This window comes from Marinitoga sp. 1137 (genome assembly GCF_001941525.1).
GTDB lineage: Bacteria > Thermotogota > Thermotogae > Petrotogales > Petrotogaceae > Marinitoga > Marinitoga piezophila.
This window is the reverse complement of record NZ_CP009471.1, coordinates 954,860-970,158: the sequence shown is the minus strand read 5'-3', so window position 1 is coordinate 970,158 and position 15,299 is coordinate 954,860. Positions and strand designations below refer to the sequence as shown.

Annotated in this window: 11 protein-coding genes; 8 read left to right on the top strand and 3 right to left on the bottom strand. The window is 29.7% G+C overall.

Features of this window, described 5'->3' with window-relative positions; all coding sequences use genetic code 11:
- The first annotated feature begins 101 nt into the window (after positions 1–101).
- From LN42_RS04870 to mutL, 3 genes are read left to right on the top strand one after another with little or no spacing between them, the layout of a single operon-like run.
- The gene (locus LN42_RS04870; RefSeq protein WP_014296395.1) at positions 102–524 is read left to right on the top strand and encodes a Mini-ribonuclease 3; all 423 of its coding nucleotides are present in this window, start codon (positions 102–104) and stop codon (positions 522–524) included.
- Position 525: 1 nt separating this feature from the next.
- The gene (gene rlmB / locus LN42_RS04865; protein WP_014296394.1) at positions 526–1,248 is read left to right on the top strand and encodes a 23S rRNA (guanosine(2251)-2'-O)-methyltransferase RlmB; all 723 of its coding nucleotides are present in this window, start codon (positions 526–528) and stop codon (positions 1,246–1,248) included.
- Between the two features lies 1 nt (position 1,249).
- Positions 1,250–3,133, top strand: coding sequence for a DNA mismatch repair endonuclease MutL (gene mutL / locus LN42_RS04860; RefSeq protein WP_014296393.1), 1,884 nt, complete (start codon positions 1,250–1,252; stop codon positions 3,131–3,133).
- Between the two features lie 18 nt (positions 3,134–3,151).
- Here mutL and LN42_RS04855 read toward each other — a convergent pair whose 3' ends face one another.
- A complete protein-coding gene (locus LN42_RS04855) occupies positions 3,152–4,795 on the bottom strand; it encodes a radical SAM protein (protein WP_075780432.1) in 1,644 nt (547 codons plus the stop codon).
- 169 nt (positions 4,796–4,964) lie between these two features.
- Between LN42_RS04855 and LN42_RS04850 the strand changes: the two genes are divergently transcribed.
- From LN42_RS04850 to LN42_RS04840, 3 genes are read left to right on the top strand one after another with little or no spacing between them, the layout of a single operon-like run.
- Positions 4,965–5,423 (top strand): MarR family winged helix-turn-helix transcriptional regulator, encoded by a 459-nt coding sequence (locus LN42_RS04850; RefSeq protein ID WP_014296390.1) that lies wholly within the window; start codon positions 4,965–4,967, stop codon positions 5,421–5,423.
- On the top strand, positions 5,416–7,614 hold the full coding sequence (locus tag LN42_RS04845; RefSeq protein WP_075780806.1) for an ABC transporter ATP-binding protein: 2,199 nt from the start codon (positions 5,416–5,418) through the stop codon (positions 7,612–7,614). The genes LN42_RS04850 and LN42_RS04845 overlap by 8 nt, the downstream gene beginning before the upstream one ends.
- Positions 7,611–9,449, top strand: coding sequence for an ABC transporter ATP-binding protein (locus LN42_RS04840; protein ID WP_075780431.1), 1,839 nt, complete (start codon positions 7,611–7,613; stop codon positions 9,447–9,449). The genes LN42_RS04845 and LN42_RS04840 overlap by 4 nt, the downstream gene beginning before the upstream one ends.
- 51 nt (positions 9,450–9,500) lie before the next feature.
- Here the strand turns inward: LN42_RS04840 and LN42_RS04835 are convergent, their stop codons facing one another.
- Positions 9,501–10,451, bottom strand: coding sequence for a Fic family protein (locus tag LN42_RS04835; RefSeq protein ID WP_014296387.1), 951 nt, complete (start codon positions 10,449–10,451; stop codon positions 9,501–9,503).
- A gap of 218 nt (positions 10,452–10,669) precedes the next feature.
- Between LN42_RS04835 and LN42_RS04830 the strand changes: the two genes are divergently transcribed.
- A complete protein-coding gene (locus LN42_RS04830) occupies positions 10,670–11,233 on the top strand; it encodes a TetR/AcrR family transcriptional regulator C-terminal domain-containing protein (protein WP_014296386.1) in 564 nt (187 codons plus the stop codon).
- Between the two features lie 14 nt (positions 11,234–11,247).
- Here the strand turns inward: LN42_RS04830 and LN42_RS04825 are convergent, their stop codons facing one another.
- Positions 11,248–12,951, bottom strand: coding sequence for an oleate hydratase (locus LN42_RS04825; protein WP_014296385.1), 1,704 nt, complete (start codon positions 12,949–12,951; stop codon positions 11,248–11,250).
- Between the two features lie 337 nt (positions 12,952–13,288).
- Here LN42_RS04825 and LN42_RS04820 point away from each other — a divergent pair, with 337 nt between their 5' ends.
- On the top strand, positions 13,289–15,292 hold the full coding sequence (locus LN42_RS04820) for a [Fe-Fe] hydrogenase large subunit C-terminal domain-containing protein (protein WP_014296384.1): 2,004 nt from the start codon (positions 13,289–13,291) through the stop codon (positions 15,290–15,292).
- The last annotated feature ends 7 nt before the right edge of the window (positions 15,293–15,299 follow it).

Genomic DNA, 15,299 nt, shown 5'->3' with positions numbered 1-15,299 from the left:
ATTATATATTAAATTTACATAATTTCTGTTTTTAAATAGAATAATATAATTATAAATTATGATATAATGAAGATGCATAAAATTATGAGAGGAGACTGATAATGCAAGAGTTTGAAGGGCTTGAAAGTTTATTTCAAAATAATATTAGAGATTTAAAAGAAGTACCTGTTGATACATTTGCATATATTGGAGATGCTGTTTTAAATCTATATTTTATTAATTATATAATAGATAATGGAAGAAAAAAAGCAGGGCGTTTGCATAATGAAACTAAAAATTATATAAGCGCTTCTGCTCAATCAAAAATTGTAGATCAATTAAAAGACGTTTTTACTGAAGAAGAATTTGATATATATAAAAGAGGATTAAATTCAAAGGGTGCAAAAAAGAGAGGAAATGATCCTGAATACAGAAAAGCAACGGCTTTTGAAACCGTAATAGGCTATCTGTTCTTGAAAAAGGATTATATTAGATTAAACGATATACTTGAAAAATCAAAAAAATTATTAAAGGAGAGAGAATAAAATGTATGTTTATGGAAGAAATGTATTGAAGGAAATAATAAAAGCAAAGTATCCCGTTAAGAATATATTTTTTACTGATAGCAAAAAAGTGGATAAAACACTAAACGATTTAATTAATCTTGCAGAAAAAAACAAGTATCCTTATTCTTTTGCGCCTGATAAGGTATTGCAGAAAATGTCAGGAATATCAAAACATCAGGGCGTTGTTATAGATATTGGAAAAGAATTTAGATATGCGGATGAGGAGATACTTGAAACATTAAGAGAAGATGCCACAATAGTTATACTTGATCAATTACAGGATCCACACAATTTTGGAGCAATAATTAGATCTTCAATAGCGGCAGATGCTGATTTAATAGTAATTCCAAAGGATAATTCCGTTGAAGTTACTCCGACAGTTATAAAAGTATCTGTGGGATTGGCTTTTAGGATTCCAATATTGAAAGTAACCAATTTATCAAGGTTTATTGAGGAAATAAAAAAGCAGGGATATTGGGTTTATGGTGCAGATATGAGTAATAATGTATATTATAAAACCGATTTAACAGGAAAGGTTGCTCTTGTTATGGGAAATGAAGGAAGTGGAATAAGGGAAAAGGTAAAATCAAAATGTGATGCATTAATTTCAATTCCAATGGCAAATGATGTAGATTCCCTAAATGTTTCAGTAAGTGCTGGAATATTATTGTTTGAAATATATAAACAAAAGAGGGGCGAGTAATATGGCAATAATTAAATTGCCACAATCGGTAATAATGAAAATAGCTGCTGGAGAAGTAGTAACAGGTACCTTTGCAGTTGTAAAGGAATTATTTGAAAATTCAATTGATGCACATGCAGATGAAATTACTGTTGAAATACAGGATGGAGGAAAAACATATATAAAAATTTCAGATAATGGAATAGGAATGTCGGAAGATGAGATATTATTGGCAGTTCAACCACATACCACAAGCAAAATAAAGGATGTTGAAGATTTATATTCAATACATACATATGGGTTTAGAGGAGAAGCTCTGGCAGCAATATCAAGGGTTTCCAGAATGAAAATAACTTCAAGAAGAAAAAGTGATGAAATAGCTACAGCAGTAGAATTTGTTGGTTCTGAGCCTATTAATGTAAAAAAAGTAATGGCACCGTATGGTACAACAATAGAAGTAAAAGATCTCTTTTTTAATCTTCCAGCACGAAGAAAATTTTTAAAATCTTCTGCTGTTGAAGGAAGAATGGTAACTGAAATAATAGAAAAATTTATATTTGCCACAAATGTAGGAATTAAGTTTATAAAAGACAAAAAGAACATTTATAATATACAGAAAGATACACCGCTTATACAAAAAATAAATACTGTTTTTCCGGAAACAAAAGAGGAAGATTTTTTTGAATTAAATTTTGAAGAAAACTGGTATAAAATAAAAGGATATATATCACATCCAAGGGTTACAAGGAACAACAGAAGCGCACAAATATTCTTTGTCAATAATAGATATATACGTTCAGGAGAGTTGTTCGCAGTTTTTGAAGCAGGATATGGCGAAATGCTCGAATCAAGAAGACATCCATATGGAATTGTGTTTTTTGAGATTGATCCATCTGAAGTTGATGTCAATGTTCATCCTCAAAAATTAGAAGTAAAGATTTCAGAATCAAAGATATTATATAATGCATTTAAGCGGCTTGTAAGGCAAACACTTCTTAATGAAACAAAATTTAAAATGCAGATTTCTATTGAAAAGCATGAAGAAAATAACCTAAATTCAGATATTGAAAATAATCAAATAAATTTAAATCAGAATATAATTAATTATGAGAAGGAAAACAAAAATGAATACGCTTTAAAAGAAGAAACAATTGAATATAAGACATTTAATATAAAACGGGAAAATACCGAAAAACCAGGATTAAATATGAATTATGAAAGAACTAATCCAATTAAAAATTTAATATCACCTGAAAGGATAAAAAAAGAAAGCATAATTGAGCATAGCTCAAAAAATAATATTTCAGAAAATAGGAATTATGTAGAAGAAACAAAGGATTTTTCTCAGTATAGGATATTAGGATTGCTTGCTAATAGATATATTCTTTTGGAGGTTAAGGATGCCTTATATTTTATAGATTTTCATGCAGCACATGAAAGGGTTATTTATGAGGATTTAAAAAAAGAGTTTATTGAAAATGGAAATATAACAACGCAATTTATGATGATACCTATAAAATTGAATTTAGATGCTGTGAGAAAGGACATATTGGAAAATAATATTGAAAGGGTTAGAAAGCTTGGTTTTGAAATTTCAAAAATTAATGAAGATTACTATATAAAAGGAATGCCTTCTAACATTAAAATAAACGAGCCAGAAAAAACAGTTATAGAAATTCTTGATGAGTTAAGACTTGAAGGTATAGAAAATGAAAAAAAGATTTTTGATAATGTTATAGCAACTATGTCATGTAGAGCAGCAGTAAAAACGGGTGATGATCCTGTGGGTTTGGAAACATTAATTTCTAAAATAATAGAATACAACATTTTAACCTGTCCTCACGGAAGACCAATTGCAATGGAATTGAAAATAAAAAAAATAGACGATTTTTTTGAAAGAACATAATAAAAAAACAAATCTGCCTCAAATGGCAGATTTGTTTTTTATTAAGAATGAAATTTTTCTTTTTGCAGTATCATCTATTTCCAATTTTGAAATATCTGTAATAGGTTTAGAAAGAACGATTTTTTCTGCAGTTTTTTTCCCTATTCCAGGAATTGCAGATAATTCATTTATATTTGCATTATTAATATCAAAAGGATACTTTAATGCTGTAATAGAACGCGCACCATGGTCTATTACAATGGCATCAGTTTTTTCGAAAATATTGAAGTTCCCAATAATACCTGTTTTAATAGGATAAGTTCCAATTTGCCTTCCAAATGAAATCTTTCCTCTTATTTCCTCTATAATTACATTTTTTAAAATACTACCCATAGGGAAAACCTTTTTCAACATCTCATGATTATATGATTCCATATATTCCTTGAATTTTCTAAATTCCTTTTTATGTTGTTTCGGTTTTTCTTTAAATAGTAAAGTGCCTGGAAAAGCCATTGCCTGGCGAACGTTGATTCTTCGTACAAGCAAATCTTCTTTCATTATGCGTTCAAGATATCTTTTATTTATTTCAAAGGTTTCTTTTGTCTCACCAATTAAACCAAATAACAGATTAATGCCCGGGAGAAGTTTAGGAATACCGTTTTCATCTCTAATTCCGCCCACTTCGTTAACAATTCTTATGGCTTCAATAGATTCCTCTGGAAAAATATCCACTCTATTTTTTCTTACCACATTTTCATCAAAAGATTCAACGCCAAAAGAAAGAATATCACCAGCAGTATTGTATTTAACTATAATCTCCAACAATTTTTTAATATCGTTTTTGTGTTTTATTATATAAGCGGGATTTGCATTATCTGTATGCAATATCTCAGCAAACTTAACAGCTTCGCTATATAATTCCTGGAATAATGGTATATTTGGTTTTCCATTATTAAGTTTTGAACCATATGCAAGAAAGTTTGCAGCCCTTCCAAACCTGAAGTTTTTAACACCAACATCTGCAATAGCCTTCATTTCAATTAATAAATCTTCAAGAGGCCTTTCCCTATATTTACCACTAATTAAAGGTTCTGTACAAAAAGAACAAAAACCATTAGTTCTTTCGCAACCACGTGAAAGATCCATTTCTGCAATAATGTCAGGATATCTTGGATGTTGTTTTAAAATTTGTGCCCCTAAAGGAGCTATTTTCGAGATTAAATCATAATCTGATTTATCGTTTAAATTATAATCATCGGAAACAGGATAAACATATAAAAACTTTTCTATATCACCATTTACAATAAAGTCAACATTATCAGGATTAACCGGGATAGCTGCTTTTCCGCCTTTTAATGTATAGCCTTTTACAATAGAGCCACCTAAAACCTTTAAAGGTTCTCTATTTTTCGAAAAAAGTTTGTCTATTTCAGTTAATGAAATGGGGGTTCCGCCCATATAATGTCCAGGAACAGTAACACCGCCTATTATTATTAAGTATTCATAGTGATTAAAAGATTGCCATAAATCTTTATCTCTTACCTGATCAATTGTGTAATAATCAACATCAATTTCGTGATAATATAATGCTCCAGCTGCATATCTAACATATGGAGAAACATATGGCGGAACACCTAAAATTGCTGGTTCATCAACATAACCGTCAATAATTACAGCTTTCAATTTAATTCCCCTTTCATAATCTTTGTGATTTTATTATACCAAAAATTATCTATAATTTTTAGTTAACATATCGAACCTTTTTATTTAACATATAAATGTTAATATTATTTCGTACAAAAATATTTCGCGTACGAAATAAATTGTTTTTTATAAATAGTGAGGTGATGAAATGGATGAAAGAAGCTCTGCTATAGAGGTAATAAAGCTTATCAAAGAAATAAAGGAGTTGCTGAGAAAAGCTATGACTACACAATTTGAAAACATGGAAATAACATCTTCCCAATGGATGATATTAGGGATACTAATGAAGAACGGGAGAATGAAAATAGGTGATTTGAGCAAAGAAGTTGGATTATCAAATAGTACGGTAACCGGTATTATAGACAGGTTGGAAAAACGAAATTTTGTCAAAAGAGTGAGGGATTCAAAGGATCGGCGGGTTATATATATTGAATTAACGGAAGAATTTGAAAAAAATAAAAAAGGATTAAATCTAAGTATGGATAATAAACTCAATGAATTTTTGGAAAATGTATCAGAAACTGAATTAAAAAAGGTTATAGACGGGCTTGGAATATTAAAAGATGTTTTAACAAAAAATTTGAAAGGAGATGATGAAAATAATTAAACTAATGAAATTTATGAAACCATATACTGTGTTATTAATATTATCTATAGGCTTGCTCTTTATTCAAGCTACAAGCGATCTTTCATTGCCTGATTATATGTCAAATATAGTTAATGTTGGTATTCAAAAAAGCGGCATTACAGAAACTATACCGGAAGTTATAAGAGCTACTGAAATGAAAAGATTATTTTTGTTTATGAATAAAGATGAGAAAAAAAGCATATTAAATGGTTATGAATATATAAAAACAGGCAGTGAAGAGGCAAAAAATTATATAGATGAATATCCAATACTTGAAAAAGAATCAGTTTATATTTTAAAGGAGAATGAAAATACAGAAGGATTTGAAAAAATATTTTCAAGGGCTTTTTTTGCAGTTCAGGCAATAGAAAAAGGTGAAACAGAAGGCCTTAAAATAAATAAAAATAGCAAAGTAGATATATTTAAATTACTTATATTTTTACCAGAAAAACAAAGAATAGATTTTGCTGATAATATATATGAAAAATTCAGTAAATTAGGGGATTCAATGATAAGTCAGTCATTGGCAATGGCCATAAAAAATGAATATGAAAAAGTTGGAATAGATTTATATCAGAGACAAAAAAGCTATATTTTAACAACAGGAAGCATAATGCTTTTAATAGCTTTGATAAGTGTAACAAGTGCAGTAATAGTTGGTTTTTTTGCATCTAAAACGGCAGCAGGAATGGCAAGGGATTTAAGAAAAGCCATATTTTCAAAGGTAGAAAACTTTGCAGGAGAGGAATTTGACAAGTTTTCCACTGCATCATTAATAACAAGGACAACAAATGATATAACACAAATACAAAATTTAATGGTTATTTTAATAAGAATAGTGTTTTACGCGCCTATACTTGGTATTGGTGGAGTATTTAGAGCACTTGATAAAAGTCCTTCCATGTCATGGATAATTGGTGTAGCAGTAGCCGGAATACTTACATTGATTATATCAATATTCAGCGTAGCATTTCCAAAATTCAAATTAATACAGAAATTAGTTGATAAAATAAATTTAATTGCCAGAGAAAACCTTTCAGGTATTATGGTTATAAGAGCATTTAACACACAGGAACATGAGAAAAAGAGATTTGATAAAGCAAATGTTGAACTTACAAAGACTTCATTATTTGTAAATAGATTAATGGCTGTAATGATGCCAGCAATGATGCTTGTTATGAATATTACAATGATACTTATAGTTTGGGTAGGAGCACATCAAATAGACAATTTCAATCTTCAAGTTGGAGATATGATGGCATTTATGCAGTATTCAATGCAGATAATCTTTTCATTCATAATGATGTCTATGATATTCATATTATTCCCAAGAGCTTCTGTATCCGCAAATAGAATAGCAGAAGTACTTGCAATGGAACCATCAATAACAGATCCAGAAAAACCAAAACACTTTAAAAAGCCATTTAAAGGAGTTGTTGAATTCAAAAATGTATTCTTTAAATATCCTGGTGGTGAAGATTATGCTTTAAAGGAGATATCTTTTAAAGCAGAACCTGGAAAGACAACTGCTATAATTGGTTCAACAGGTTCCGGTAAATCTACGCTGGTAAATTTAATTCCACGAATATATGATGTAACAGAGGGTGAAGTATTAATAGATGGAATAAACGTAAAAGAAGTTACACAAAAAGAATTACGAGAACACATAGGATATGTCCCACAAAAAACAACGTTATTTAGCGGCACCATAGAATCCAATATAAAATATGGAAATGAAAACCTTACTGATGAAGAAATGAAAAAGGTTGCCGATATAGCAGAAGCATTGGAGTTTATAGAAAAACTTCCAGAAGGTTTTAAAACAGATGTGTCACAGGCAGGTAAAAACTTTTCTGGCGGTCAGAAACAACGTTTATCCATTGCAAGGGCACTTGCAAAAAAGCCTGAAATATTTATATTTGACGATAGTTTTTCAGCGCTTGACTTTAAAACAGATTTATCAATAAGGAGAAAATTAAGAGAATACACCAAGGATAGTACAATAATCATAGTTGCCCAGAGAATTTCCACAATAATAAATGCTGATCAAATTATAGTTATAGATGAAGGAAAGATTGTTGGAATAGGAACTCATAATGAATTAATGAAGAGCTGTGAAACATATAGAGAAATAGCCTATTCACAGCTATCAGAGGAGGAATTGGCATGAGCGCACGAAGAGGAGGCCCAATGGGCGGTGGTCCTGGAATGAAAGGACCTGTTGAAAAAGCCAAGGACTTTAAAGGTACAATGAAGAGATTAATGCAATATTTAAAAGTATATAAATGGTCATTTATAACAGTTATTGTATTTGCAATGGCAAGTGCAACGTTTTCAATAGTTGGTCCTAAAATTCTTGGTAAAGCTACAACAAAGATATTTGAAGGTATAATTGGAAAAATAATGGGAAAAACAGAAGGAATAGATTTTGCATATATATCCAATATAATATTAATTTTAGGTGGATTGTATATTTTAAGTGCAATTTTTGGATATATTCAGGGTTGGATAATGTCCGGTATTTCAATGAAGGTTAGCTACAATTTAAGAAAAGAAATAATGGAAAAAATACACAGAATGCCATTAAAATACTTTGACGGGACAAATCACGGTGAAGTGCTTTCAAGAATAACCAATGACGTTGATACAGTAAGTAGAACATTAAATCAAAGTATTTCACAATTAATTATATCTTCCACCATGATAATTGGTGTTATTGTAATGATGCTTTCAATAAGCTGGATGATGACTTTAATTGCTTTATTTATACTTCCATTATCAGGATTTTTAATGATGACAGTAATAAAACATTCTCAGAAATTTTTCAAAAAAAGACAGGAATATCTTGGACATGTTAATGGACATGTTGAAGAAATGTATGGCGGTCATACAATAGTAAGGGTGTTTAATGGAGAAGAAAAAAGCATAAAAAAGTTTGAAAATTTAAGCGATCAATTATACGATTCTGACTGGAAATCCCAATTCCTCTCCAGTATGATGATGCCAATAATGAATTTTATAGGAAATCTTGGATATGTTGTAGTTGCAGTGGTTGGTGGATGGTTTGCTGCAAAAAGATTAATAGAAGTTGGGGATATACAGGCATTTATACAATATATGAGATCATTTACACAACCTATTGCACAATTGGCAAATATATCAAACATTTTCCAGCAAACTGCAGCAGCTGCAGAACGTGTATTTGAATTTTTAGATGAAGAAGAGGAAATAGAAGACGTTGAAAATCCTGTTGATGTTTCGCAGATAAAAGGTAAGGTTGAATTTAGAAATGTGCGTTTTGGATATAATCCAGATAAAATAATTATTAAAAACTTCTCCGAAATAATTCAACCTGGACAAACAATAGCCATTGTTGGTCCAACTGGTGCAGGTAAAACAACGCTTGTAAAATTGTTAATGAGATTTTATGATGTAAATGACGGTGCAATATTAATAGATGATATAGATATAAGAAAATTTAAAAGAAATGATTTAAGATCATTATTTGGAATGGTATTACAGGACACATGGCTTTCAAATACAACTATAATGGAAAATATAAGATACGGAAGACTTGACGCAACAGATGAAGAAGTAATAGAAGCCGCAAAAATGGCACATGTGGATTCGTTTGTTCATGCATTGCCTGGTGGATATAACATGGTTATAAACGAAGAAATAAATAATATATCTCAAGGTGAAAAACAATTAATTACCATAGCAAGAGCCTTTTTAGCAAATCCTAAAATACTTATACTTGATGAAGCGACAAGTTCTGTTGATACAAGAACGGAATTAAAGGTTCAGCAGGCAATGGAAAAATTAATGAAAGGAAGAACGAGTTTTGTTATTGCGCATAGATTATCAACAATAAAAAATGCAGATCTTATAATAGTAATGAATGAAGGTGACGTTGTAGAACAGGGAACACATGAAGAATTACTAAAGAAAAATGGATTTTATGCAAATCTTTATAACTCTCAGTTTGAAGTTGTGGAAAATTAATAAAATCTAGAAAATCCCGGAATCTTACAAAGTAGGATTCCGGGATTTTGATTAATTATTTTTAATCTGAAATGGGTAAATTAACCATCTTCCTCGGGGTTTCCAAGCAATTAGTTTTTTTCTTGAAATCATTTTTCGAATATTTTCCTGTGTTTTTCCTGATAAATTTGAATATTCTTCAACAGTAACCAATTTTTCTTTATTTTCAGAACATATTAACTTATCATATGTTTCTATTATAGCATCTCTTATAATTTTTGAAAGTTTTTTGGTGTCCTCCTTTTTAAAATGATTATCAATTTGTTCAGGAGTAAAAGATGTGGGTGAACTTTTAAAAATTTCTCTTATTCCTTTTTCTGCAGATTCAAGAGCTAAAATATAATTATTTCTGTCCTTTTCCTTTTCACCTTTTAAAACAATATTTAAATATCCATTTGCTATAAGTAAAAAATTTAAAAGGATTCTGCCAATACGACCATTACCATCTTCAAAAGGATGTATAGATTCAAAAAAAACATGTACTCTTGCAGAGGCTTCTGCAATAGGATGATTAGAAAATGCATATTTTGAGTAATTACACCATAACCTTATCCAATCGGCTATATCATACATAGGAGGATTGATTTTTGCGCCGGTAATTTTTATAGGACCATTTCTAAAATTTCCCAGTTTATCATAATTTTTAATAATATTTTCAAATAACATTCTATGTGTGTTTTTTACGAAGGTTAAACATGGAATTTCTTCATTTGTTCGAGACAATTCAATAGCCATGTTGTAATAATATCTTGCTGTTCTAAAATAATTTGAAACTTCACTACCAGATTTGTATTTTCCTGAAATTGCTGAATCAAGTTCATCTTCGTCTACAAATATTCCTTCAATCATTATTGAATTTCTGGTTTCAGAACCAAGCATATATAACCATTCATTGTTTGGGATTTTAATTACTTGAAGTGAAAAAAGTTTTTTTCTAAATTCAATTAAGTTATCTTTTGCCATGTTACACCTCTGTTTTGTCCTGTTTTAAAAAGGGAGTTATTTTTATTATACACTATAATCTGCTTTTTTTCAATATTATAATGAAAAAAGAAAGTTGTCCTGTTTGATCAAAAAAATAAAAACAGGACAACTTTGATTTTTTTCAATTAACAAAGAGTTTTTTAACTTAAGTATGATATAATTCTTTGAGAATAATAACGAAGATAGGAGAAGGTTTTATGTCAGAAATAACAAAACGAGCATTAGCCGCATCATTAAAGAAATTAATGAAAGAAAAACCATTATCTAAAATTACAGTCAATGATATTGTAAAAGATTGTGGAGTAAACAGAAGAACTTTATATTATTATTTCCATGATATTTATGAATTACTTGAATGGATGTTTATTACAGAAGTAGGCGAAGCAATAGGAGAAAATAAAACTTATGAAACATGGCAAAAAGGATATTTAAGTATTTTAAACTATTTAAAGGAAAATAAGAAAATAGTATTAAATGCATATAATTCTATAGATAGAAATCGCCTTGAAGACCATCTTTATGATTATGTGGCGAAATTAATATATGATGTGGTAGAAGAGCTTTCAAAGGATATAAATGTTCCTGAAAATCTAAAAAAAGACATAGTAAAATTCTATGAAATAGCATTAACAGGTATTATTATAGACTGGATAAAAAACAAAATGGAAGAAGATCCACAAATTCTAACAGATAAAGTAAGCAAGATAATTGAAGGAGATATATCAAGATCGCTAAGAAAATTTGAAAAAAAAGCCCCTTAAAAGGGGCCATTATTTTATATCAATCCTTCTAAAGAGGTATCTTTAAGAAGTTTCTTTACAAAAAATTCTCCAGGTAATGGTTTATTTCCATAGAGAGTTTTTGTTGCGTTTATTACATGTCTAATATCGTATTTACTTGGATAAATTTCTGGAACTTCCTTATCAAGATTTAATAATTTATATACTGCAATAACAGCTGAACGAACTGAATATTCCACGGTAAATACACAGTCGTCTTTGATTTCAACAAATTGTCCGAGGAATGCAAGGTTAACACTACCTTCTGGAACAACTTCTGGTCTGTCACCTTTTACCCTTGGCATGAACTGACTTGTAATATGTGGCATCATTGCAGGAATAACAATAGCGCTGTCAACAATTTCTTCCATTAATTCTCCTTCTACACCAATGTGATACAACAATTCTCTTAATAATTCTTCACCTGTACATTCACTCATCTTTTTCTTTATATAATCTCCTTCATTATCTGCAAATAAACCATATGCCCACATTACCAATACATCGTCTGGCTGATTTGCAAAATGAGGTTGTCTACTAAATGTGAAACTCATACCCCAGTTTGAATCTTTTATAGTAATAATTCCTCCGGTTACAACCCTTCCTGAATAAGGATCTCTATTTGTAATTTCTTTAATTACATCAGCCATTTTTGAGTCTTTGAAAGTAACTGTAAATGATTCCCATTTTGTTTTATCTATATTTTCATAGAACACTTCTGGTCTTCCAAATGCAGGATCCTTTGCTGCGATATTTTTCCATAAACTCCAAACAGGTCCTAATTCTCTGTTTAGTTCAGGTGCTTTATCCATGCTACCCAAAGTGGAATTTTCTGTCATGGAACCGTTAATTACAAATACAAGATCATCTCTTGTTGTTTTTATAACCTGTTCTTTTCCATCTTTTACAATATGAATACCTGTAACAACCTTTTCCTTTTCATTGATTTCAATATCGAGGTCTGTAACTAAAGTATTGTTTTCAAATTTTACACCATGATCCTTTAACCATTTTACCAATGGTAAAACGAATGAATCATATTGATTGTATCTTGAGAATAAGATATTTCTTAATTCTGTCATTCCAGGTAATAAATGAATAAATCTTTCCATGTATCTTTTCATTTCAACAACGCTGTGCCATGGTTGGAATGCGAACATTGAACGCCATAATAACCACATATTTGTTTCAAGATAATCTGGTGTAAAGAATTGTTCAACAGTTAAATCTCCTAAATCTTCTTCTTTTGCTAAAAATAATTTTGTTAATTGTTTTATATGATGTTCCTTTAATCCAAGTGTGGAAGTATCAACTTTTTCACCGCGATTTTGAATAACTCTTTTAGCTGCTACGTTAGGATCCCAATCGTTGATTTCTTTCATATCATCAAGTACTGTTCTTTCAGGATCTTCAAGTGTTGGAATATCTCCAAATAAATCCCATGTACATTCGTAATGTTCTTCCATTTCTCTACCGCCACGAATAATATAACCGTCTTCGAAGTTTCCAGCTCCGTCTAATGCACCACCATTTACATTTTTTCTTTCAAAAATAGTAATATTCTTTCCATCCATATGTCCATCTCTTATTAAATAAAATGCTGCTGCTAAAGTTGCAATTCCTGAACCAACTAAATATGCTTTTTTGTTTTCAATACCTTCTGGTTTTTTAGGATGATACTTTAAATGATAACTGCCCATTTTACTCACTCCCTTTATCTAAAAATTCGATGCAATAAAAGTATATAACTTTTTATTTGATTTGTAAATTATCAAAATTCGCTATTTGTGCAAATTTGCAACAAATTTGGTGATTTGTGAAAAAACAAAATTATAAAAAACATAATAATTAATATTGTACATATATTAGACATAAAATATCATAATTATTAAAACTTTAAAAATAAAAAGTGTGTTTTTTACAAAGATGTAATTATTTATCAATAAATATGGATATATAAATGTAATATAATAATCTGCGAATATGAGAATGAGTTCATAATAAAATTTTAGAGTTAATTTTTGAGAGGTGAAATTCATGAATGGAAATATAATCTATACTGAACCAGAAAAATGTACGTTATGTTATAACTGCATTAGAGTGTGTCCAGTTCATGCAAATAAAGTATATGATGACTATGTAGAACCAGATTCCGATTTATGTATAAAATGTGGACAATGTATATTATCTTGTGAATCACAAGCACGTAGATATAGAAAGGATATTGATATATTTGAAGATTTTAAGAATAAAAACGAATATCTTGTTGCGATAATTGCACCTGCATATGTTGGTGATTTGGAAAATACCACACCTAATCAATATGCAGCAGCATTAAAAAAATTGGGTTTTAATGAAGTTCATGAAGTAGCGTTTGGTGCAGAATTAACAACATTGGAAGTGTTAAAAGAAATGGAAGAAAAGAAACCAGAATATGTTATTATGAGCCCATGTCCATCTTTAATAAATTATCTTGAGAAATGGCAACCAGATTTATTACAATATTTTTCAGAATCATATAGTCCAATGTTGAGTACCGCAGCATTTGTGAAAAAAGAAAAACCAAATGCTAAGGTTGTATTTATTAGTCCATGTACAGCTAAAAAAAGTGAAATTGAACATGAAAGCATAAAGGGATTAGTTGATATTGTATTAACTTTTGAAGAAATAAATGAATTATTTGAAAAAAACAATATAAAACCTTCAGTGTTAGAAGAAGAATTATTTGATGGATATCAACCAAATTATGCAACTTTATTCCCTGTAAGTGGTGGTTTGACAAAAACAGCTGCAAGTTATTTAAAAAACAAAAAAATTGATGATATAATGCTTGAAGAAGATGTTCTTGTAATTGAAGGAAAAGAACGTTCGATTCCGTTTTTTAAGGATTTTGAAAAGAATATAAAAGCCGGTAAAAAAGATGTAACGCCAAAATTTATCGATATACTTTTTTGCGAAGGATGTATAGACGGTCCAGCAACAAGAAAAGATATACCTTTATTTGAAAAAAGAGCGAAGATTATAAAATATACAAAAGACAGATTGGTGAAAAATAAGTTTTTAACCAAAGATGGAAAGCAAGTAGCTCAGAAAACAATTTCTTTAAAAGATACAAAGAAAATATATGAAGAAATGAATTTAAAAAGATATTTCAAAGCAAAACCTGTGAATTATAAAGAACCGCCAGAATCATTTATTGTGAAAATATTAGAAAAAACAAATAGACTTAATGATGAGAGAAATTGTACGGCTTGTGGATATGAAACATGTCGTGAAAGAGCAAAGGCAGTTTATAATGGATTAATGCCAGAAGATTTATGTATTATATACATAATGGAAGAAGCCGAAGAGTTATTAGATAAAATTAGAAAACAAAGAGCAAAAAGCAATGAAATGCTGGAAAGTGTATCTTCTATTTTAAGTGAAGTAAGTGTAGTTGTTGATGAAGTGACTGAACAAGCTGTTTCCTTAAATACAAAAGCTGAAGAAATTACAGAAATTAGTATTAAAGGAAAAGACGTTGTTTCAGAATTAGAAGGGAAAAATAATATTATAGAAAATAATATAGGAGATATAACCGAAAAACTTAATAGACTAACTGATAAAACAAAACAGCTTGTACCAATCCTTGATATGATAAATAAAATAGCAAATCAAACAGGTTTGTTGGCATTAAATGCATCAATAGAGGCTGCAAGAGTAGGTGAGGCTGGAAAAGGATTTTCGGTTATCGCTGTTGAAATAAGTGAGCTTGCAAATACTACAAAAGAATATTCCAATAATATTAATGAAACAATTAATGAAATGAAAGAAGTTGTAGAAATGGTAAATCAAGGAATTGGAAATATGATTGAACAAATAAAAGATGAAAGTTCTATGGTTCAAAATACAACAGACCAATTTGAAAAAATAAATGAAAAAATCAATATATTATCTGAAGATATACAAAAGGTATCAGCTTCTGCCGAGGAAATGAATGCAAGTGTAAATGAAATGGAAACGACTATAAAGAAAATCTTAAAATCTTCTGTGGAAGAATAAATATATA